The organism is Bradyrhizobium sp. 6(2017), from assembly GCF_011058295.2.
Taxonomy (GTDB): domain Bacteria; phylum Pseudomonadota; class Alphaproteobacteria; order Rhizobiales; family Xanthobacteraceae; genus Bradyrhizobium; species Bradyrhizobium septentrionale.
Genome location: NZ_CP049289.2, coordinates 7,351,404 through 7,371,408, shown reverse-complemented (window position 1 = coordinate 7,371,408; position 20,005 = coordinate 7,351,404). Strand labels below are relative to the sequence as shown.

Below are 20,005 nucleotides of genomic sequence, written 5' to 3'. Positions count from 1 at the left end.
GGCTGGCCTCGTTCTGGGAGCGATGATGATGGCCACATCTGCCAATGCCGACGCCTTGAAGGATCAGATCGCGCCGACCGGAAAGCTCCGGGTCGCGATCGCGATCAGCCCGGCCGGCGGCGCGTTCTGGTCGACCAAAACCGAGAACGGCTATGCCGGCGTTCCCGTCGATCTCGGCAAGGCGATGGCGGCGCAGCTCGGGGTGCCGGTCGAATACGTCGTGCACCAGAATTCCGGCCAGATCACCGACGCGGCGTCGAACAACAGCTGGGACGTCACCTTCCTGCCCAAGGATCCCGATCGCGAAACCAGGATGACGTTCGGGCCGATCTACGAGGTCGCCGACGCCACCTACATCGTCAGGCCGGGTTCCAAGATCACGAATTTCGCAACGCTCGACCAGGACGGCGTCAAGGTCACCGCCGTCAACAACACCACGACCATGCGTGGTGCGATCGCGCATCTCAAGCACGCCAGGGTCACGGGTTATCAGACCTATGACGAGATCTTCCATCTCCTGAAGAGCGGTGAGGTCGACGCCTTCGCGCTATCGCGCGATCAGCTGATCGCGATGGCGAAGAAGATTCCGGGCACGTGCGTGCTGGATGAAACCTTCAAGCAGACCGTCACCGCGGTCGCGGTGCCGCTCAACCATCCGCTCGCCGCGGCGTTCGCCACCAAGTTCATGACGGAGGCAATCGCCAACGGCACGCTGCGCAAGGCCTATGACAATAACGGGCTGAAGGGCTCGCCGGTTCGGACCGCGGTGAAGTAGGTCCGCGCGGACGCGGCGGTCGCGCCGGTGCCCGCCGCCGGACCGCGCGTCGGCGTGGGCGACATCTGTGCAAGCTGCATAATTCGGCGCCATCGCGCCCGCCTGCCTCGCGGATGATCTGGTAAGCTATTGTATTAAAACGAATTTTAAGACTGTGGCCGACGCCTGCGGTTGGCACATGCATTGCTTTTGATTGCATCAGTCAATGACGACTGCCGTCCTCCGGATTGCCGAAGCCAGTGAAGGCCAAGGCGAGGGGATCAAGGCGCCCGGCCCGGGCGTCTCGAGCATCGTCAGACCCCCATCTCCCCGGACGGACGAGCATTTCAATCAACCCGCGTCGCTTCCGGCATGGCTCCGGCGCGGCCGAATTGCGCAAGGGGACTTTACGAATGGCCTATCTCGCACCGTCCGAATTCGTCACCAAGATGGTCGACGCCGGCGAATCCAAGATCTTCATGTCGACGCGCGACACCGTGATCCGCGCTTATATGGCCGGCGCGATCCTGGCGCTGGCGGCGGCGTTTGCGGTCACCATCAACGTCAACACCGGCGTGACGATCGTCGGCGCCGCGCTGTTTCCGGTCGGCTTCTGCATGCTCTATCTGTTCGGCTTCGACCTGCTGACCGGCGTGTTCGTGCTGTCGCCGCTCGCGCTGATCGACAAGCGGCCCGGCGTCACGCTCAGCGGCGTTCTGCGCAACTGGGGGCTCGTGTTTGTCGGCAATTTCGCCGGCGCTTTCACGGTGGCGGTGATGATGGCGATCGTCTTCACGTTCGGCTTCTCCTCGCCGCCCGACAAGGTCGGCCAGGTGATCGGCACCATCGGCGAGAGCCGTACCGTCGGTTACGCGGCGCATGGCGCGGCCGGCATGCTGACGCTGTTCATCCGCGGCATGCTCTGCAACTGGATGGTCTCGGCCGGCGTGGTCGGCGCGATGATCTCGACCACGGTCAGCGGCAAGGTGATCGCGATGTGGATGCCGATCACGCTGTTCTTCTACATGACCTTCGAGCATTCGATCGTGAACATGTTCCTGTTCCCGTCCGGCCTCATGCTCGGCGGTCACTTCACGATCATGGACTATCTGATCTGGAACGAGATCCCGACCGTGGTCGGCAACCTGGTCGGCGGCCTCGCCTTCACTGGGCTCACGCTCTACACGACGCATATCAAGACGGCGCCGAAGCGCCAGCGCCTCGCGGCTTGATCCAGGCCGGCTGATGGGGCTCTCCTGTCATGGAGGGCCCCATTCGCATTGGGACGGTCGATGCCGCGCGCGCTGAAAATATCGGTCGGGCAATTCTCTGATAGGGGCCGCAAGGACACCAATCAGGATTTTCACGGCGTGCTGATCCCGGACGAGCCGCTGCTCGGCCTGAAGGGCGTCGCTGTGGTGCTCGCCGACGGCATCTCGTCGAGCAGCGTCAGCCGCGTCGCCGCCGAATCAGCGGTCAAGAGCTTCCTGACCGACTATTACTGCACCTCGGAATCCTGGTCGGTGAAGAGCTCGGCACAGCGGGTGCTGGAGGCGACCAATTCCTGGCTGCACGCCCAGACCAGGCGCAGCCAGAATCCCTACGACAAGGACAAGGGTTACGTCTGCACGCTGAGCGCCATGGTGATCCGATCGACCACGGCGCATCTGTTCCATGTCGGCGACAGCAGGATCTACCGTGTCGTCGGCACCAGCCTCGAGCAATTGACCACCGACCATCGCGTCGTGATCTCCTCGCAGCAAAGCTATCTCGGCCGCGCGCTCGGCGTGAACCCGCAGCTCGAGATCGACTACCAGAATCTCCCGCTCGAGCGCGGCGACACTTTCCTGCTGGTGACTGACGGCATCTACGAGCACGTCGCCCCGCGCCAGCTGGCGAAGACGATTCTGGACGGCGCTGGCGATCTCGATGCTACAGCGAAATCGATCGTCGAGCAGGCCTATGAGAGCGGCAGCCCGGACAATCTCACCGCGCAGATCATCCGGATCGACGCCTTGCCCGACGGCGATGCCAGCGAGGTGTTCGGCCAGCCGACCGAGCTGCCGCTGCCGCCGCTGCTCGATGCAAGGATGCTGTTCGACGGCTACCGCGTGGTGCGCGAGCTGCATGCATCACATCGCAGCCACATCTATCTCGCGGTCGACGAGGAGACTGGCACCACGGTCACGATCAAGATCCCCTCGATCGATCTGCGCGACGATCCGGCCTATCTGAAGCGCTTCGTGATGGAGGAGTGGGTCGCCAAGCGGATCGACAGCCCGCATGTGCTGAAGCCGTTTCTGCCGCAGCGCCGGCGCAATTTCCTCTATGTGACGATGGAATATATCGACGGCCAGACGCTGACGCAGTGGATGATCGATAATCCGTCGCCCGCGCTGGAGACGGTGCGCGACATCACCGAGCAAATTGCAAAAGGCCTGCGCGCGTTCCACCGCAAGGAGATGCTGCACCAGGACATCAGGCCCGACAACATCATGATCGACCGGACCGGCACGGTGAAGATCATCGATTTCGGCTCGACGCGGATCGCCGGTGTCGCCGACGCGGCGCCGTCGGGCGGCGAGGATATTTTGGGCACCCAGCAATACACCGCGCCGGAGTATTTTCTGGGCGAGGCCGGCACGGCGCGCTCCGACCTGTTCTCGCTCGGCGTCGTCACCTATCAGATGCTGACCGGACGCTTGCCCTATGGCGCGCAGATTGCCCGCGCCCGCACCCGGTCCGATTTCAACAGGCTGGTCTATCGTCCGGCCGCACATGGCGGCCGCGACGTCCCGAACTGGGTCGATGGCACACTGGAGCGCGCCGTGCACGCCAATCCGCTCAAGCGCTACGAGAGTTTTTCTGAGTTCCTGTTCGACCTGCGCAATCCCAACGCAAAATATCTGACGACGTCATCGACCCCGCTGATCGAGCGCAACCCGGTGCTGTTCTGGAAGTCGACCACGCTGCTGCTGGCGCTCGTCGTCATCCTGTTGCTCGCCTACGCCGCGCATCATTTGCGGTAGGGATCAACCTCGTCAACTTAGTCCCGTCACCCTGAGGAGCGGGCTCTTGCGCGCGTCTCGAAGGGTCGACGGCCACCAGCGGGGCCGTGCATCCTTCGAGACGCGCTACGCGCTCCTCAGGATGACGGGGAGGGTGGAATGACGGGGATAGAGCAGGCGATGCCTCGCTAATGCGTCGCGCTCGCCGGAATCGGATCGAGCCCGCTCTTGACCAGCGCGTCGCGCGCGTCCGGCGAAGCGAGGAAGCTGATCAGCGCCTTGCCGGCGTCGGGCTCCTTTGAAACCGATGCGATGCCGGCCGAGAACACTGTGATCTTCTGCAACGGCTCCGGCAGGGGGCCTACGATGTCGATGCCGGCGACCGGCTTCAGCTCGGAGATCTGCTGCAGGCCGATCTCGTCCTCACCTTTGGCGACGATCTCGCCGACCGGGGTCGCCGGGATCATCCGCGCCTTGTCCTTCATCTGATCGGCGATGCCGAGCCTTGCGAACATCTCGGTTGAGACATAGACGCCGCTGGCGCTGTCGGAATAGGCGACCGATTTCGCTGACAGCAGCGCCTGCTTGACGGTCTCTGCCGAGCTGAGGTCCGGCTTCGGTGCGCCTGCCTTGACCGCGATCCCGATCGGCGATTTCACCAGGTCGACGCGGCTGTCGGCCACGACCTTGCCCTGCTTGACGAGGTCGCCGAGCGCATAGCCGACCATGATCAGCACGTCGGCCGGCTCGCCGCGCTCCAGCCGCACCGGAATGGCGTTGGTCGTGGTGCCCATCGACGGCCCAAAGGCGGTCACCACCTTGTGCCCGGTCTTGCGCTCGAACTCCGGCACCAGCGCCTTGTAGGCCGCGGTCAGCCCGCCCGAGATCATGACGTGGACCTCGGCGGCGGCAGCAGCTGACGTGAAGGCGAGGGCGCCGATCAAGGCGAGGGCGCGGAAGGTGGTGGCGGAACGCATGGAGTTTCTCCCTGGACGATTCTTGGGAAGGGGTCGTCGTGGCCGGGGAGACTACTGCTCGGGATCAGCTATGACTAGTCGTCGTCATTGCGAGGAGCTCGCGACAAAAATGCAAAGCAATTTTTGCGCTGAAGCGACGAAGCAATCCATTCTTCCGCGTATGAGGGCGATGGATTGCTTCGCTGCGCTCGCAATGACGGGGAGAGAGCGTCGTCAGCTCTCACGAATTCACATGCACGAAATCGCGCAGCAGCGGGTAGATCTCGTTGTTCCAGCGCTTGCCGGAGAACACGCCGTAATGGCCGACCCCGGCTTGCATGTGATGCACCTTGCGATAGGTGCGGACGCCGGTGCAGAGGTCTTGGGCTGCGAGCGTCTGGCCGATCGAGCAGATGTCGTCCTTCTCGCCTTCCACCGTCATCAGGCCCATGCGCCGGATCGCCGCCGGGTTCACCGGGTGACCGCGGTGCATCAGCATGCCCTGCGGCAACAGATGCTCCTGGAACACGTCGCGCACTGTCTCGATGTAGAACTCCGCCGGCAGATCCATGACCGCAAAATACTCGTCGTAGAAGGTCTTGATCAGCTCGGCCTTGGCGGTCTCGCCCTTGGCGAGATGGTCGGCGAGATCGATGTGCTGCTTGATATGCCGCTCCAGGTTCATCGACACGAACGCCGTGAGCTGCACGAAGCCGGGATAGACCTGGCGCAGCGCGCCCTTGCACTGCATTGGTACGTAGTTGATCAGATTGTCCTCGAACCATTTGATCGGCTTGCTCTTGGCAAACTCGTTGACCTTGGTCGGCTGGATCCGCGTGTCGATCGGTCCGGCCATCAGGGTCAGCGACGCCGGCCGCGCCGGATGATTGTCCTCCGACATGATCGCGGCGGCCGCCAGCGCCGAGACCGAGGGCTGGCAGATCGCCACCATGTGCGCGCGCGGGCCGAGCTGGCCGAGGAAGTCGATCAGGTGGTCGGTGTAGTCCTCGAGCCCGAAGCGGCCCTCCCTGCGCGGGATGTCGCGCGGATTGTGCCAGTCGGTGATGTAGACGTCGTGGTCCTGCAGCAGCGTCTTCACGGTGCCGCGCAGCAGGGTGGCAAAATGGCCGGACATCGGCGCCACGAGCAGCATCCGCGGCTGCTCCGGTCCGTCCACCTTCCTGAAATGCAGCAGCGAGCCGAACGGCGTCGCATAGGCGACCTCCTCGGTCACCTGGTATTCCCTGTTGCCGACAGTCACGCTGCCGATGGCGTAGTCGGGACGGGCGTAGGTCAGGGTGGAGCGCGAGATCAGCTCGAGCGCCGCTGCGAGCCGGCCGTACACCCGGTCGGTGGCGCCCTGCGGCACCAGATTGAGGTATTTCAGCGCCGCTGCAGCCCCGGTCCGCCAAGGCGCCGTGAAGTCCATGTGGTTCTGATAGGCTTGGTACATCATTGACATCATACGCATCCGCCCCTGGCCCGGCTGGCTATGCAATATCGACGCCAGAGAGGGGGCGGGCTGCCCGGCAAATTGGCACGTGGCTTGCTGCAAAAATGAACGGCTTCGGGGGCGCGGCGGCTTGGACCGGCGCGCAGGTGCGGGGCCAAGGACGCGTTCAGGCGTGAGGAGCGGGCATGGCGAAAGCGACACTCACCATCAGCAGCAAGAATTATTCGTCGTGGTCGCTGCGCGGCTGGCTGCTGGCGAAATTCGCCGGGCTGGAGTTCGAGGAGGTGGTCACCGCGCCCGACGACGCCTCGGCACGGGCCGAATTGCTGCTGTTGTCATCGTCGATCCTGGTGCCCTGCCTGCGCCACGAGGGCGCGACCGTCTGGGATACGCTGGCGATCGGCGAGTATCTCAACGAGATCATGCCGCATGCCGGGCTGTTGCCGGACGACCGGATCCAGCGCGCGCATTGCCGCTCGATCTCGGGCGAAATCCATTCCGGCTTCACCACGCTGCGGGCCTCGCTGCCGGTCAACCTCAAGGGCCATTTCCCCGGCTTCAAGATCTGGTCGCGGGCGCAGGCCGACATCGACCGCGTCTGCGTGATCTGGCGCGACTGCCTCGGCATATCCGGTGGGCCGTTCCTGTTCGGCGAACGCCGCACCATGGCGGACGCGATGTATGCGCCGGTCGTGACCCGCTTCATGACCTATGACGTCAAGCTCGACCCGGTGCTCGCGGCCTATGCCAAGACCATCATGGCGATGCCCGAGATGCAGGAATGGATCGAGGCCGCGAAGGCCGAGCCCGCCGACGTCGAGGAGCTCGAGGTCGAATATTAGGCAGCGCACGCCCCGCCTGCCTGCGGCGGCGGCTCAAGGTCCAGGCAAGCCTTGCTCAACAGACGTGCCGTCGGCGTCAGGTCCCGGCGGCGCGCAGCGCGCGCGACGTAATCCGCGCCGAACCCAAATTTGCGCTTTGCGCCAAACGCTTCCACTGCGGCATCAGCTCGCGGCGAGACCGATCGCCGCAGCACGATCGGGCTGGCAAGGATTTCGCATAGCAACATCGAGCTGTGACCGCGACGATGCGACGCTGCCGAAAATTTGGACGCTGAGCCCGCGCCGCGATCTCGCGAACACGAGAACCGTGGAGGCTTGAAATGAATCAGCACGCCGTCGTCAGCAAATTCTCCCACGTCAAACCAGGCGACACCGAGTTCAAGGGCGGAGGTCTGCGCGACTTCTTCCTGTATCGCGATCTCGGCATCGCCGACGCCACCGGCGGGCAGGTGATCTGCCATCTGGTCAAGGCCAATCCCGATCTGCCGCCGGAGCAGGGCACCGGCTGGCACAAGCATCTGTGCGATTTCCAGATCGTCATCATGACCAAGGGCTGGGCCCGCTTCATGTACGAGGACAAGGAGACGCTGGTCGAGGCGGGCGACGTCATCCATCAGCGCCCCGGCATCACCCACTATCTGTTCGATTACTCGAAGGACATGGAATACCTCGAGATCGTCAGCCCGGCCGATTTCAAGACCGTGGATGTGCCGCCGGCGACCGAGACGGTGCCGCCGGTCACGTCGTGGAAATGACCGCGAGGAGGGATCGCAATGTCGTCTGCGGAGGAATTAACCTTTGTCGTCGGCCGCTGGCTGCGGCCGATCGTGATGCTTCTGTATGTGGTGCGCAGCCTCGGACTGATGACCACATCTAGCCGTGAACAACGGAGTACGGCGCTCGATCAGTGATTCGGACGCGGTTCGTTCCACCCGCGTTCCAAACCTTAAAATCGTTGCGCGTGCGCGTCGCGTTTTGAAACAGCGCCTGGGCGCTGTTACGCCATGCCCGCCTGCTTCACGCGCGGCATGCGCCAGGCAATGACATTGACCTCCAGCGCGCCGCCGGTCGTGTCATTGCGCCACTGGCCGTCGATGAAACGGCAGGCGAACGGCAGCTGATACGTTCCGCTGTGATCCTCACAAAGCACTTCCACGCGTTGTTCCGGCGAAGGTTCGCCATTGCCGTCGAATTGCGCCAGCCGTTTTTCGCGCGTAGCCATACGATCTGTCTCCACTGCCCAAGGCCGAGCCAAAAGAGGTCGAACCAAACGAGTTCCGAAGGCCCCCGTCCCCACGAGTAATCCTCGCAATGGGTGAAGCACACCGCTTGAATGCGGTTTCAGTGTGGTATGTCTGCCCAGCTTTCAGCGTCGCGAGCACAAAACTGTGAAAGACGCGTCTGATTGGGGATGATGATGTTCGCTCGTATCGCTGTTGCCTTGCTCGCGCTGATTGCGCTCGGCGTCGTCGGAACTGCGCATGCGCAAGACGTTCCCGGCATCGAGATCTGCACTGTCGAGAAGACGATGGAGCGGCGCACCAGCTGTCTGCAGAGCAATGTCGATTTCCTGCAGAAGACCATCAACAAGCTGACATCAGATCATCAGCAGAAGCTCGACGCAGCCAGCCGGCAGATCGAAAGCCTGAAGAGTTCGGTTGCGAGTTTGCAGAAGCTCGTTGCCGATCAGCAGGCGGCGCAGGCCAAGCTGACCGAAGATTTGAAGAAGAAAGCCGACGCTCCGACGACGAAGGATGCTGCACCTGCTGCGAAGGATGGGACGAAGTAGCCTCCCGTCATTGCGAGGAGCGAAGCGACGAAGCAATCCGTCTTTCCTCGTGCGCGGATCGATGGATTGCTTCGCTTCGCTCGCAATGACAGGGAGGCGCTTCACGCCACCCGAAATTGCTCCATCACGTCGCGATCCGGCTCGTAGCCGAGCCCGGGGCCCTGCGGCACGGCGACATGGCCGTTGGCGTCGACGGCGATGCGGTCGCCCCACAGGCAGGCAGGGCGCTTCATGAAGAACATTTCGATCAGGCCTTCGTCGCGGATCGCCATCAGATGCAGCGTGGCGAGGAAGCCCGGCCCGAAATAGGGCGAGTGCGGAATCACCTGGACGCCGAACTCGTCGGCAAGCACGGCGACCTTCAGGAATTCGGTGACGCCGCCGACCTTGATCACCGACGGCTGCGCGTGACTGACGGCGCCGGCAGTCATCATCTGGCGGAATTGGTGCACGGTGCAGGCGTTCTCGCCGGCCGCGATATCGAGCCGGCCTTCCTTGCGCACCTCGGCGAGCGTCGCAAAATCCTCCGGCGGCCAGACCGGCTCCTCCAGGAACATCGGCCCGGCCTGCTTGCAGTTGCGGGCGAATTGTATCGCCGCCGGTCCGTCCAGCGGGCAGTTCATGTCAACCATCAGCGGCACGGTGGGGCCGATCGCCTCGCGTGCGGCTGATACCGCCGGCACGGTGGTCTCGTGCAGCTTGATCGCGGCATAGCCAAGCTTGATCGCCTTCTTGCATTCGGCCGCGATCTGCGCGGGATTGCCGATCCGCATCAGGCTTGCATAGGCCGGAATGGAGCTGCGCCGCGCGCCGCCGATCAATTGATGCAGCGGTGTGCCCTTCACCTTGCCGGCCAGATCCCACAGCGCGATGTCGAGCGCCGAGATCGCAAACATCGTGATGCCGTAGCGGCCGAACAGGTGCAGATTGCGCTGGATCTGCTCCATCACGGCGGGAATTTGGGTAGCGTCCGGCACGTCGAGGCCGCGGGCCTGCGGCGCGATCATCTCGGTCACCGCCGCGCAACTCGTCTTCGGGCAGACATAAGCGAAGGCATCGCCCCAGCCGGTCAGGCCGGCATCGGTCGACACCTCGACCAGCACCATATCGAGCGCCGAGATCGCGGATGCGCCCTGGCGGAAGCTCGCTGGCCCTGCGTCATAGGGAATCCGGATATGGTGGGCGCGGACATCGGTGATCTTCATTGTTGTTGTCCTTCCGATCGCAGGATGTGCCTGGTTCCGGCCATCCCAACTCTTGCTTGTGACGAGTCTTGCTCGTCAATCGTGTCGAAGACGTGGATGCCCGGTTTCAGGCCGGGCATCGGGGACTGCGGAATTGTGGAGAAAGCTGTTACGAGCTCTTCTCGCCGCTCATGACGGGACCGAACCGCTCCCAGCTCTCGCCCTTGAAGCGCATCATCTGCAACTGCTCGATCGGTGCATAGTCATCCGGCCCGGTCTTGATCTTGGTGCCGGGCAGGTAGATGCCGATCTCGAAGTTGAGGCTGGCCGCCTGCTTGATCAGGTTCTCGCGGGTGAGGTCGTCGCCGCATTGCCGCAACACCTGCTCCAGCCCCTTGGCGACGCCATAGCCGAACACGGTCGAGGCGTCGTTCTGGTCGCCTTCAGGATACCACTTGGTCATGAAGGCACGCCACTCGTTCATGGCCGAATCGTTCTTCCACTCGTGATCCGCGGGATCCTTCAGATACTGGGTCGACAGGATGTCCTGGCTCGCCTCGTAGCCGGCCGGCTTCATCACGCCGCCGATCGAGACCGAGACGTTGGTCAGGAACTGGACCGGATGCCAGTCGAGCTCAGCGGCCTTCTTGATCGCCTGCGCTGCGAATTTCGGGGTTGCGATGTTGACGAAGATGTCGGGGTTGGCGCCCTTGATCTGCACGATCTGCGAATCCACCGTCGGTGACGAGGTCTCGTAGGAGGATTCGACGATGATCAGCTTCTTGGCCTGATCGCCGAGCCCGTCGTGCAGCCCGATCAGATAGTCCTTGCCGAAATCGTCGTTCTGATAGAGCACGCCGATGGTCTTGCCGGGATATTTCTGCAGAATGTATTTGGCATAGATGCGGGCTTCGACCTGGTAGCTCGGCTGCCAGCCCATGGTCCACGGGAAATTCTTCGGGTCGTTCCACTTGGCGGCGCCGGTGGAGACGAACAGCTGCGGCACCTTCTTGGCATTCATGTATTTCTGGATCGCGGTGTTGCCCGGCGTTCCCAGCGGATTGAAGATCAAGAGCACCTCGTCGCTCTCGACCAGCTTGCGGGCCTGCTCGACCATCTTCGGCGGGCTGTAGGCGTCATCATAGGAGATGAAGTTGACCTTGCGTCCGTTGATGCCGCCTTCGCTGTTGAGCTTGTTGAAATAGGCGGCTTCGGTCTTGCCGATCGTGGCGTAGGCGGACGCCGGACCCGAATAGGGCATGATGTTGCCGACCTTGATCTCGGTGTCGGTCGCGCCCGGATCGTATTTCTTCTGTGCGTTGGCGGCGGTTGCGACGGCGATCGTCAGAAGCCCCGCAAGCGCCGCTGATTTGACGCAGTTGACATAGCTCAGGCGTGGTAGTGCATCATTGTCCTCCCTGACATGCTGGCCGCGGCTCGTGCAGTCTTGATTTTCGGGCAGCTTGATGAGCCGTCGGATCGATGCAACTGCGAGTATGCACGATTGCAACGGTGTTACCAGCGACGGCTTTGCGGTAAATTTCCGCAGAGCGGAACCAGAGTTTCCACCGTTGCGCAGCAAGGACTGTCAAGCGCCGCGTAGGCAGACGCGCATGATGTGCGTGCTTTGAAGGAAGGCCGTCGTCCATGAATCCAGCCCAGAAGGCGCTCTGGTACATCGAGAGCCACCTCCGTCGGCCGATGACGCTCGATGACATTGCAGCCGTCGCCGGGGTCTCGCGCTTTCATCTGGTGCGGGCGTTCGCGGAAGCAACCGGGTTCTCGGTGATGCGCTATTTGCGGGCGCGCCGCCTCAGCGAGGCCGCGCGCGAGCTCGCGGCCGGGGCGCCCGATATTCTCAGCCTGGCGCTGGATGCGGATTACGGCTCCCACGAAGCATTCACCCGCGCGTTTCGCGACCATTTCGGCGTCACGCCCGAGACGGTGCGCGCCACGACGTGCCTGACGAAGCTCAAGCTGCAGGAGCCGATCACCATGATCTCGACCGCTCTCGATCACATCGATCCGCCGCGTATCGCAACCGGCAAGGCCTTTCTCGTCGCCGGTGTCGGCGAGCGCTACAACCACGTCAATGACAGCACGGCCGGCATCCCGAACCAGTGGCATGGCTTCCACCAGCAATGCGCGCATATCCCTCGCCAGGTCGGCAGCATCGCCTACGGCGTCTGCTGCAACGGCGACGACGCCGGCAATTTCGACTACATCGCAGGGTTGGAGGTCGCCGATTTCTCCGACCTGCCGCGCGAGTTCGCGCACGTCAGAATCCCGGCGCAGAAATATCTCGTGTTCACCCACACCGACCACGTCTCGACCATCCGCCGCACCGTCAACACGATCTGGAATCGCTGGCTGCCGCAATCTGGCATGAAGGTCGCCGACGCCCCGAGCTTCGAGCGCTACGACGAGAAGTTCGACAAGAACAGCGGCAACGGCGGGCTCGAGATCTGGGTGCCGGTGGAGGGGTAGCGTGGGGCGAGCCGCGCGCTTTGTAGCGCGGATCGCCTCTCTTTTCGTCATTCCGGGGCGCGCGCAGCGGACGGTTCATGTCGCGAGAATGCGAAGTTGTACCCTCATCCTCATCTGTCATCGCCCGGCTCGACCGGGCGATCCAGTGGGCCGCGGCCTATCGGTTCAAGCACAGGCGTCTCTGGAATACTGGATCACCCGCATGCGCGGGTGATGACACCGCGTTGTTCGGTATCTTTAATCGAGAGGATCCTCCATCGCGCGACACACTCAGTGTCGTCCCGGCCTAGTGCGCAATTGCGCACGGGGGCCGGGACCCATTACCCCAAATCTCAATTGTTGCGCGACGCTGGGGCCGCGATCCCGTTCATCACCAAATTCGGTGGTTATGGGTCCCTGCTTTCGCAGGGACGACGTCGTCTATGTTGCTAGGGAGTGTCTAGCCTAATGCGACCGCGCCAGGCAGAACGCGACGACCTCTTCCAGCGCCGTCTTCATCGGCGAGGGCGGGAACAGCGCCAGTGCGTCGACCGACATCGCGCCGTAGTGCTGGGCGCGGCTGATCGTGTCTTCGAGCGCGCGGTGCTTGGTCATCAGCCCGATCGCGTGGTCGAGGTCGGCAGCGCCGATCTCGCCGCGCTCGAGTGCGCGGATCCAGAACTTGCGCTCGGTGTCGTTGCCGCGGCGGAACGCCAGCACCACGGGAAGCGTGATCTTGCCCTCGCGGAAATCGTCGCCGACATTCTTGCCGAGCTTGGCCGACTTGCCGCCATAGTCGAGCACGTCGTCGACGAGCTGGAAGGCGATGCCGAGATTCATGCCGACCGAGCGGCAGGCGGTCTGCTCGGCCTTCGGCCGGTTGGCGATCACGGGGCCGACCTCGCAGGCCGCGGCGAACAGCTCCGCGGTCTTGCCGCGGATCACGGCGAGATATTCGTCCTCGGTGGTCGCGGTGTTCTTGGCCGCCGCAAGCTGCATCACCTCGCCCTCGGCGATGGTAGCGGCGGCCGCCGACAGGATGTCGAGCGCGCGCAGCGAGCCGACCTCGACCATCATGCGGAACGCCTGGCCGAGCAGGAAGTCGCCGACCAGCACGCTGGCCTCATTGCCCCACAGCATCCGCGCGGACAGTTTGCCGCGGCGCAGTTCGCTCTCGTCGACCACGTCGTCATGCAGCAGGGTCGCGGTGTGCATGAACTCGACGGCGGCGGCGAGCTTGATATGGCCGTCGCCCGAATAATCCGCGAGCTGGGCCATCGCCAGCGTCAGCATCGGACGCAGCCGCTTGCCCCCGGAGGAGATCAAATGATTGGCGACCTCGGGGATCATGGTGACCTCGGAGCCGGTCCTGGAGAGGATCGTCGCGTTGACGCGCTCCATGTCCGCGGCGAGAAGTCCCACCAGCCCGTCGATCGAAGCATTGGACGGGCTTTCGAAGGGTACAATAACCGCCACGCTGGTCTCCAATTTTGCCGATTTCGCACTAGCTCAGCTATAACAATAGAAACTGCGCGGTGCAGCGGCAAGGCCATCAAGTTATTGACATGTGGCGCAATAGCCGCACAGCCGGGGCCACAGGAGAGTGCGTTTTGCGGGAATTGGTACGGACCAATGACGTGGTGCTGGTCTCCGCCATCGGCGCGTTGCTCGACAGCGCTAACATCCATCATCTGGTGCTGGACCAGAACATGAGCATCATCGAGGGCTCGCTCGGCGTGCTGCCGCGGCGGATCCTGGTGCACGAGGACGACAACCACGAGGCCCGCCAGCTCCTGACCGACGCCGGCCTCGGCCACGAGTTGCGGGCCGATGATTAGAGCGTTTTCAAGCGAAGTGGACCCCGGTTCGCGTGAAGAAAACGCGTCAAAAAAGGAGTCTCCGGCCGCCGACATCACCGAAGACGGATTTCTCGGCGGGCAATTGCGCCTGCGGCAGCCGCGCGGCGGCCACCGCGCCGGCCATGACGCGATCCTGCTGGCCGCGGCGACGCCGGCGCGATCCGGCGACCGCGTCGTCGATCTCGGTTCCGGCGTCGGCGCCGCCGGGCTCGCCGTGGCGCGGCGGGTGAGGGGGATCGATCTTGTCCTGGTCGAAATCGACCCGGCGCTGGCCGAGCTCGCACGGAATAATGCAGGCGCCAACGCGATCATGGCCGACGTGATCGTGCTCGATGTCGAGTCCGGTGCTGCCGCCTTCGATGACGCCGGCCTGACACCCGACAGCGCCGACGTCGTGCTGATGAACCCGCCGTTCAACGATCCGTCGCGGCACCAGGCCTCGCCGGACGGCGAGCGGGAGCGCGCCCATGTCGCAACCGCGACCACGCTCGCCGGCTGGGTCCACGTCGCACGGCGGATTCTCAGGTCGAACGGGCAGCTGGCGCTGATCTGGCGGGCCGACGGCATTGCCGAAGTGCTGGCCGCGCTGGACCGCGGCTTCGGCAGCCTCGAGATCTTGCCGGTTCACGCCGACGCGACGTCGCCGGCCATTCGAATCCTGGTGCGGGCGGTCAAGGGCGGCCGGGCGCCGACGCGGCTCCATGCCGCATTGCTGCTCAAGGAAGAGTCAGGTGTGCCCAATAAATGGGTGCAGGAGATCTTGGCTGGAAAGGGAGAATTGCCGCTGGCGCGGCGCTAGCGGGCAGGCGAACTGCCCACGTAGTGACTGGCACTAAGTTACTGCGAAGCCGTTTCTGACTGGCGATCAGGCGTTGAGGTGAAGTGGATCGCCGCCAGGAGCGCACCGATCAGCAAAATCAGCAGGTAGATCTTCATGAGTCCCTCTCCGCCGCGCGTTGCAACCTCAATGACAAAATGCAAAACGCGTTCCACGGAATCCAATGACACTGGCGTGATAAAAAGTGGTTAATTCGAGGTAACGGCATGAGTGAACAAATAAGTGATCGCGCCAGACGTCCGGGACTGCTCGAGCGTGCGCAGAAAATGCTTCCGGCGCGGTTCAGGCGCGGCACGGCGGTGGTGCCGGTGGTGCGGCTGTCAGGCGTGATCGGCGCGGTGACGCCTCTGCGGCCCGGCATGACGCTCTCCGGCGTCGCCAAGATGCTGGAGCGTGCCTTTGGCACTCGGAATGCCAAGGCGGTGGCACTGGTGATCAATTCGCCGGGCGGCTCGCCGGTGCAGTCCCGGCTGATCTATCTGCGCATCCGGCAACTGGCGGCCGAGAAGAAGTTGCCGGTGCTGGTGTTCGCGGAAGACGTCGCGGCCTCCGGCGGCTACATGATCGCCTGCGCCGGCGACGAGATCTATTGCGACCCGTCCTCGATCCTGGGCTCGATCGGCGTGGTCGGCGGCAGTTTCGGTTTCCAGGAGGCGATCAAGAAGATCGGGGTCGAGCGGCGGCTCTATACGGCCGGCAGCCACAAGGCGATGCTCGATCCGTTCCTTCCCGAAAACCCCGATGACGTCGCCCGGCTCAAGTCGATCCAGCGCGAGATCCATGCGATCTTCATCGCGCTGGTGAAGCAGAGCCGCGGCGGCCGTCTCAAGGCACCAGACGACGCGCTGTTCACCGGCGAGTACTGGGCGGGCGAGACCGCGGTCGGTCTTGGGCTTGCCGACGCCATCGGCGACCTCCGCTCCACCTTGCGGGCCCGCTATGGCGAGAAGGTGCTGACCCCGGTGATCGCGCCCGCGAGTGGCATGCTGTCCGGCCTGCTCGGCCGCCGGGCGCCGGGGGCGGGCTCGCTGGCGGCCCTGGACGGCATCGCCGCGCTGCCGGACGATCTGATCTCGGCGTTGGAAACACGGGCGATTTGGGCCAGATTCGGGCTGTGAACACACGGTTGTGAGCGCGCCATTTAGTCCCAAAAGTGCGATTGCGGCGCAGGCCCGCTTGCGCAAGAATGCCTGTCATTGGGGGCCTGACAGACGTGAACGACAAGGATCGACCGATGCCGCCGCTGATTGCATTCGCAGGCGTCCTGGGTGGCCTGGCCGTGGTCCGCTGGGCTTACAAGACGGCCGTCCGGATCAACCAGGAACTGGAAGAGGCGCGATTGTCCCGCGTGGCCGAGGCCGCGCATGCGGGCGAAATCAAGACCCTGCGCCGCGACCCCGTGACCGGGGCCTATCGCCCGGGCTAGGCCTTAGGTCTCCCAATCTTGCCACTCAGGGATTGTGCTTCCCCTTCCGCTTGCGGGGGAGGGTCGGGGTGGGGGCTCTATCCACGAGTCGTATCGTGGATAGAGCCCCCACCCGGATCGCATCCAAAGATGCGATCCGACCTCCCCCCGCAAGCGGGAGGGGCGACGACAGCTCGCAGAAACATCCCCATCGCCTTGATTCCATTGGCTGCCGCCGATACGGTCCCGCGCGCTTCACAACCCCCCTCGCGAGACCTGTCGTGACGATGGACGCCCTGCCTGACCACATGCGCCCGGAACGTTCGTTCCAGGGCTTCATCCTGGCTCTCCAGCGATTCTGGGCCGAGCAGGGTTGCGTCATCCTGCAGCCCTACGACATGGAAATGGGCGCCGGCACCTTCCATCCCGCGACCACGCTGCGCGCGCTGGGCCCAAAGCCCTGGAACGCTGCCTATGTGCAGCCCTCGCGGAGGCCCAAGGACGGCCGCTATGGCGAAAACCCCAACCGGCTGCAGCACTACTACCAGTTCCAGGTGATCATGAAGCCGTCGCCGCCGAACCTTCAGGACTTGTACCTGAAGTCGCTCGCCGCGATCGGCATCGACGCCGCCGTCCATGACATCCGCTTCGTCGAGGACGATTGGGAGAGCCCGACGCTTGGCGCTTGGGGTTTGGGCTGGGAATGCTGGTGCGACGGCATGGAAGTCAGCCAGTTCACCTACTTCCAGCAGGTCGCCGGCGTTGAATGCGCGCCGGTCGCGGGCGAGCTCACTTACGGGCTCGAGCGGCTCGCGATGTATGTGCAGGGCGTCGACCGCGTCTACGACCTCAACTTCAACGGCCGCGAGGGCGCCGAGAAGGTCACCTATGGCGACGTCTTCCTGCAGGCCGAGCAGGAATATTCGCGGCACAATTTTGAATATTCCGACACCGCGATGCTGTTCGAGCAGTTCAGGATGGCCGAGGACGCCTGCCGCAAATATCTCGCTGCCGGCTGGCGTGAGGGCGGGAACAGTAAGGAACATCTGATGGCCTTGCCGGCCTACGACCAGTGCATCAAGGCGAGCCACGTGTTCAACCTGCTCGATGCCCGCGGCGTCATCTCGGTGACGGAGCGGCAGAGCTACATCGCCCGTGTGCGCGACCTGGCGAAGGCCTGCGGCGAGGCGTGGATCCACACTGAAACGGGCAGGGCGGTCTGATGCCCGATCTTCTCCTCGAACTGTTCTCGGAAGAAATCCCCGCGCGCATGCAGGCGAAGGCGGCGGACGATCTGCGCCGCATGGTGACCGACAAGCTCGTCGCCGAGGGCCTCGTCTATGAAGGCGCCAAGGCGTTCGCGACCCCGCGGCGGCTGGCGCTCACCGTGCACGGCATTCCGGCACGCCAGCCCGATCTGAAGGAAGAGCGCCGCGGACCGCGCGTCGGCGGACCCGAGCCCGCGATCCAGGGATTTCTGAAGGCCACCGGCCTGTCCTCGATCAGCGAGGCAAAAATCCAGACCGATCCGAAGAAGGGCGATTTCTACATCGCGCTGATCGAAAAGCCCGGCCGCGCCGCGATCGACGTAATCGCGGAAATGCTGCCGGTGATCATCCGCACCTTCCCGTGGCCGAAATCGATGCGCTGGGGCGCGCGCTCGGCGAGATCCGGCTCGCTCACCTGGGTACGCCCGCTGCACGCCATCACCGCGACCTTCGGTCTGGAGACCGAGGAGCCCGATGTCGTGACATTCTCCGTCGACGGCATCGAGGCCGGGCAGACCACCTACGGCCACCGCTTCATGGCGCCAGCCGCGATCTCGGTACGCCGCTTCGAGGACTACGAGGCCAAGCTGAAGGCCGCAAAAGTCATCCTCGATCCGCAGGCGCGCAAGGACATCATCCTCGAGGACGCCAAGGAGCTGGCGTTCGCGCAGGGCCTCGAACTGGTCGAGGATCAGGTTCTGCTCGACGAGGTGTCCGGCCTCGTCGAATGGCCTGTTGTGATGATGGGATCGTTCGAGAAGGAATTTTTGGCGATTCCTGACGAGGTGATCCGCGCCACCATCCGCAACAACCAGAAGTGCTTTGTGGTCAAGGATCCCAAGACCGGCAAACTGACCAACAAGTTCGTGCTGACCGCCAACATCGAGGCGCCCGACGGCGGCAAGACCATCGTCGCCGGCAATGAGCGCGTGATCCGTCCGCGGCTGTCGGATGCGAAGTTCTTCTATGAGACCGATCTCAGGACCAGACTGGAAGATCGGCTGCCGAAGTTCGAGCAGATCGTGTTCCACGAGAAGCTCGGCACGCAGGCGGAGCGGATCAAACGGATCGAGCGGCTCGCCGCCGAGATCGCGCCGCTGGTCGGCGCCGACGTCGAGAAGACCAAGCGTGCGGCGCGCCTCGCGAAAGCGGATTTGCTGACCGAAGTGGTCGGCGAATTCCCCGAATTGCAGGGCCTGATGGGCAAGTACTACGCGCTGGCGCAGGGCGAGGATGCCTCGGTCGCTGCCGCGAGCGAGGAGCACTGGAAGCCGCAGGGGCCCACGGACCGTGTGCCGACCGATCCGGTGAGCGTCGCGGTGGCGCTGGCGGACAAGCTGGATACGCTGGCGGGGTTCTGGGCGATCGATGAAAAGCCGACGGGGAGCAAAGACCCATTCGCCTTGCGGCGTGCGGCTCTTGGAATAATTAGGATCGTCTTGGAGAACCAGCTTCGAATCGCTATGGGAAGCCTAATCGACGACAAGTTCGGTCCGATACTGATGGCACAAGAACTGAAAGACCTCACTCGCCGCGTATCCGTCGCCGAAAGCGTTGGTGCCACTCATGTTGAGGGAACCAAATCGGTTTCGTACGGAACTTACCTCAATCCACATCACTACGATGTTCGAACGATAGATTTGCTGGCGTTTTTTGTGGATCGCTTGAAGGTTCAACTTCGCGATCAGGGGGCTCGACACGACTTGGTTGATGCCGTTCTTTCGCTTCAGCAACTCGGCGTGGGGCCTCTTGAAGGAAATGATGATTTTCTCTTGATCGTTCGGCGCGTCGAAGCGCTCGGAAAGTTCCTCGATAGTGACGACGGCAAGAACCTACTTGCCGGAACCAAGCGCGCCAGCAACATCCTCTCGATCGAGGAAAAGAAGGACAAGCGCAGCTTCGATGGCGCGCCTGATGCCGCGTTGTACCAGCTCGACGAAGAGAAGACGTTGGCGAAGGCGATCGAGCAGGTGAAGAACGAGGCTTCTTACGCAGTCGGGAAGGAAGACTTTGCCGCCGCGATGAGCGCGATGGCGAAGCTGCGTCCCGCGGTGGATGCGTTTTTCGACAAGGTCAAGGTCAACGACGATGACCCGAAGGTGCGCGAAAACCGCCTGAAACTGCTCAACGAGATCCGCGCCGCGACGCGTGCGGTTGCGGATTTCTCCAGGATCGAGGGCTGA

General features: G+C 63.5%; 20 protein-coding genes. 14 read left to right on the top strand and 6 right to left on the bottom strand.

Going from position 1 to position 20,005, the window contains the following annotated elements; genetic code table 11:
- Window positions 1-28 precede the first annotated feature (28 nt).
- The 3 genes from G6P99_RS35115 (at window position 29) to G6P99_RS35105 (ending at window position 3,783) form a co-directional block, all read left to right on the top strand.
- On the top strand, window positions 29-775 hold the full coding sequence (locus G6P99_RS35115) for a transporter substrate-binding domain-containing protein (RefSeq protein ID WP_084518333.1): 747 nt from the start codon (window positions 29-31) through the stop codon (window positions 773-775).
- A gap of 392 nt (window positions 776-1,167) precedes the next feature.
- Window positions 1,168-1,986 (top strand): formate/nitrite transporter family protein, encoded by an 819-nt coding sequence (locus G6P99_RS35110; RefSeq protein WP_165125236.1) that lies wholly within the window; start codon window positions 1,168-1,170, stop codon window positions 1,984-1,986.
- A 60-nt stretch (window positions 1,987-2,046) separates the two neighbouring features.
- Entirely contained in the window at window positions 2,047-3,783 is a 1,737-nt protein-coding gene (locus tag G6P99_RS35105) for a bifunctional protein-serine/threonine kinase/phosphatase (RefSeq protein WP_029079028.1), read from the top strand.
- A 167-nt stretch (window positions 3,784-3,950) separates the two neighbouring features.
- Here the strand turns inward: G6P99_RS35105 and G6P99_RS35100 are convergent, their stop codons facing one another.
- Both G6P99_RS35100 and G6P99_RS35095 read right to left on the bottom strand, forming a co-directional pair.
- Window positions 3,951-4,739 carry an extracellular solute-binding protein gene (locus tag G6P99_RS35100; protein ID WP_029079027.1) on the bottom strand — a complete coding sequence of 263 codons (789 nt, stop codon included), beginning with the start codon at window positions 4,737-4,739 and terminating at the stop codon, window positions 3,951-3,953.
- Between the two features lie 220 nt (window positions 4,740-4,959).
- Window positions 4,960-6,183, bottom strand: a complete 1,224-nt coding sequence (locus tag G6P99_RS35095) for a polyhydroxyalkanoate depolymerase (RefSeq protein ID WP_029079026.1) — start codon at window positions 6,181-6,183, stop codon at window positions 4,960-4,962.
- 173 nt (window positions 6,184-6,356) lie between these two features.
- Here G6P99_RS35095 and G6P99_RS35090 point away from each other — a divergent pair, with 173 nt between their 5' ends.
- The 3 genes from G6P99_RS35090 (at window position 6,357) to G6P99_RS35080 (ending at window position 7,924) form a co-directional block, all read left to right on the top strand.
- Window positions 6,357-7,013, top strand: a complete 657-nt coding sequence (locus G6P99_RS35090; RefSeq protein WP_029079025.1) for a glutathione S-transferase — start codon at window positions 6,357-6,359, stop codon at window positions 7,011-7,013.
- Window positions 7,014-7,333: 320 nt separating this feature from the next.
- Window positions 7,334-7,768, top strand: coding sequence for a cupin domain-containing protein (locus tag G6P99_RS35085; RefSeq protein ID WP_029079023.1), 435 nt, complete (start codon window positions 7,334-7,336; stop codon window positions 7,766-7,768).
- An 18-nt stretch (window positions 7,769-7,786) separates the two neighbouring features.
- A complete protein-coding gene (locus tag G6P99_RS35080) occupies window positions 7,787-7,924 on the top strand; it encodes a hypothetical protein (protein WP_165125233.1) in 138 nt (45 codons plus the stop codon).
- A gap of 86 nt (window positions 7,925-8,010) precedes the next feature.
- Here G6P99_RS35080 and G6P99_RS35075 read toward each other — a convergent pair whose 3' ends face one another.
- Window positions 8,011-8,235, bottom strand: a complete 225-nt coding sequence (locus tag G6P99_RS35075; protein WP_029079022.1) for a hypothetical protein — start codon at window positions 8,233-8,235, stop codon at window positions 8,011-8,013.
- A 195-nt stretch (window positions 8,236-8,430) separates the two neighbouring features.
- On the opposite strand from G6P99_RS35075, the gene G6P99_RS35070 reads away from it, so the two are divergent.
- Window positions 8,431-8,802 (top strand): hypothetical protein, encoded by a 372-nt coding sequence (locus tag G6P99_RS35070; protein ID WP_029079021.1) that lies wholly within the window; start codon window positions 8,431-8,433, stop codon window positions 8,800-8,802.
- A gap of 101 nt (window positions 8,803-8,903) precedes the next feature.
- Here G6P99_RS35070 and G6P99_RS35065 read toward each other — a convergent pair whose 3' ends face one another.
- Both G6P99_RS35065 and G6P99_RS35060 read right to left on the bottom strand, forming a co-directional pair.
- A complete protein-coding gene (locus G6P99_RS35065; RefSeq protein ID WP_029079020.1) occupies window positions 8,904-10,007 on the bottom strand; it encodes a mandelate racemase/muconate lactonizing enzyme family protein in 1,104 nt (367 codons plus the stop codon).
- Window positions 10,008-10,155: 148 nt separating this feature from the next.
- Entirely contained in the window at window positions 10,156-11,379 is a 1,224-nt protein-coding gene (locus tag G6P99_RS35060) for an ABC transporter substrate-binding protein (RefSeq protein ID WP_029079019.1), read from the bottom strand.
- A gap of 254 nt (window positions 11,380-11,633) precedes the next feature.
- On the opposite strand from G6P99_RS35060, the gene G6P99_RS35055 reads away from it, so the two are divergent.
- Complete coding sequence (locus G6P99_RS35055; protein WP_029079018.1) at window positions 11,634-12,473, top strand: AraC family transcriptional regulator; 840 nt, start codon at window positions 11,634-11,636, stop codon at window positions 12,471-12,473.
- Window positions 12,474-12,917: 444 nt separating this feature from the next.
- On the opposite strand, the gene G6P99_RS35050 is transcribed toward G6P99_RS35055, so the two are convergent.
- A complete protein-coding gene (locus G6P99_RS35050) occupies window positions 12,918-13,928 on the bottom strand; it encodes a polyprenyl synthetase family protein (protein ID WP_029079017.1) in 1,011 nt (336 codons plus the stop codon).
- A gap of 134 nt (window positions 13,929-14,062) precedes the next feature.
- On the opposite strand from G6P99_RS35050, the gene G6P99_RS35045 reads away from it, so the two are divergent.
- From G6P99_RS35045 to glyS, 6 genes are all read left to right on the top strand, one after another.
- A complete protein-coding gene (locus G6P99_RS35045) occupies window positions 14,063-14,290 on the top strand; it encodes a DUF2007 domain-containing protein (RefSeq protein WP_021080019.1) in 228 nt (75 codons plus the stop codon).
- Window positions 14,283-15,110 carry a tRNA1(Val) (adenine(37)-N6)-methyltransferase gene (locus G6P99_RS35040; RefSeq protein ID WP_246709700.1) on the top strand — a complete coding sequence of 276 codons (828 nt, stop codon included), beginning with the start codon at window positions 14,283-14,285 and terminating at the stop codon, window positions 15,108-15,110. The genes G6P99_RS35045 and G6P99_RS35040 overlap by 8 nt, the downstream gene beginning before the upstream one ends.
- A 245-nt stretch (window positions 15,111-15,355) precedes the next feature.
- Window positions 15,356-16,267, top strand: coding sequence for a S49 family peptidase (locus G6P99_RS35035; RefSeq protein ID WP_029079015.1), 912 nt, complete (start codon window positions 15,356-15,358; stop codon window positions 16,265-16,267).
- 116 nt (window positions 16,268-16,383) lie between these two features.
- A complete protein-coding gene (locus G6P99_RS35030) occupies window positions 16,384-16,575 on the top strand; it encodes a hypothetical protein (protein WP_029079014.1) in 192 nt (63 codons plus the stop codon).
- A 266-nt stretch (window positions 16,576-16,841) separates the two neighbouring features.
- Entirely contained in the window at window positions 16,842-17,777 is a 936-nt protein-coding gene (locus G6P99_RS35025) for a glycine--tRNA ligase subunit alpha (protein WP_029079013.1), read from the top strand.
- Window positions 17,777-20,005 carry a glycine--tRNA ligase subunit beta gene (glyS, locus tag G6P99_RS35020; RefSeq protein WP_029079012.1) on the top strand — a complete coding sequence of 743 codons (2,229 nt, stop codon included), beginning with the start codon at window positions 17,777-17,779 and terminating at the stop codon, window positions 20,003-20,005. Before G6P99_RS35025 ends, glyS begins: the two co-directional genes overlap by 1 nt.

Bases quoted from the DNA above. Each gene is read 5' to 3' on its own strand.
- G6P99_RS35070 (WP_029079021.1), top strand. From the start codon at position 8,431: ATGTTCGCTCGTATCGCTGTTGCCTTGCTCGCGCTGATTGCGCTCGGC.
- G6P99_RS35110 (WP_165125236.1), top strand. From the start codon at position 1,168: ATGGCCTATCTCGCACCGTCCGAATTCGTCACCAAGATGGTCGACGCC.
- G6P99_RS35025 (WP_029079013.1), top strand. From the start codon at position 16,842: ATGGACGCCCTGCCTGACCACATGCGCCCGGAACGTTCGTTCCAGGGC.
- G6P99_RS35080 (WP_165125233.1), top strand. From the start codon at position 7,787: ATGTCGTCTGCGGAGGAATTAACCTTTGTCGTCGGCCGCTGGCTGCGG.
- G6P99_RS35100 (WP_029079027.1), bottom strand. From the start codon at position 4,739: ATGCGTTCCGCCACCACCTTCCGCGCCCTCGCCTTGATCGGCGCCCTC.
- G6P99_RS35065 (WP_029079020.1), bottom strand. From the start codon at position 10,007: ATGAAGATCACCGATGTCCGCGCCCACCATATCCGGATTCCCTATGAC.
- G6P99_RS35095 (WP_029079026.1), bottom strand. From the start codon at position 6,183: ATGATGTCAATGATGTACCAAGCCTATCAGAACCACATGGACTTCACG.
- G6P99_RS35085 (WP_029079023.1), top strand. From the start codon at position 7,334: ATGAATCAGCACGCCGTCGTCAGCAAATTCTCCCACGTCAAACCAGGC.
- G6P99_RS35105 (WP_029079028.1), top strand. From the start codon at position 2,047: ATGCCGCGCGCGCTGAAAATATCGGTCGGGCAATTCTCTGATAGGGGC.
- G6P99_RS35075 (WP_029079022.1), bottom strand. From the start codon at position 8,235: ATGGCTACGCGCGAAAAACGGCTGGCGCAATTCGACGGCAATGGCGAA.
- G6P99_RS35040 (WP_246709700.1), top strand. From the start codon at position 14,283: ATGATTAGAGCGTTTTCAAGCGAAGTGGACCCCGGTTCGCGTGAAGAA.
- G6P99_RS35115 (WP_084518333.1), top strand. From the start codon at position 29: ATGGCCACATCTGCCAATGCCGACGCCTTGAAGGATCAGATCGCGCCG.
- G6P99_RS35035 (WP_029079015.1), top strand. From the start codon at position 15,356: ATGAGTGAACAAATAAGTGATCGCGCCAGACGTCCGGGACTGCTCGAG.
- G6P99_RS35090 (WP_029079025.1), top strand. From the start codon at position 6,357: ATGGCGAAAGCGACACTCACCATCAGCAGCAAGAATTATTCGTCGTGG.
- G6P99_RS35030 (WP_029079014.1), top strand. From the start codon at position 16,384: ATGCCGCCGCTGATTGCATTCGCAGGCGTCCTGGGTGGCCTGGCCGTG.
- glyS (WP_029079012.1), top strand. From the start codon at position 17,777: ATGCCCGATCTTCTCCTCGAACTGTTCTCGGAAGAAATCCCCGCGCGC.
- G6P99_RS35055 (WP_029079018.1), top strand. From the start codon at position 11,634: ATGAATCCAGCCCAGAAGGCGCTCTGGTACATCGAGAGCCACCTCCGT.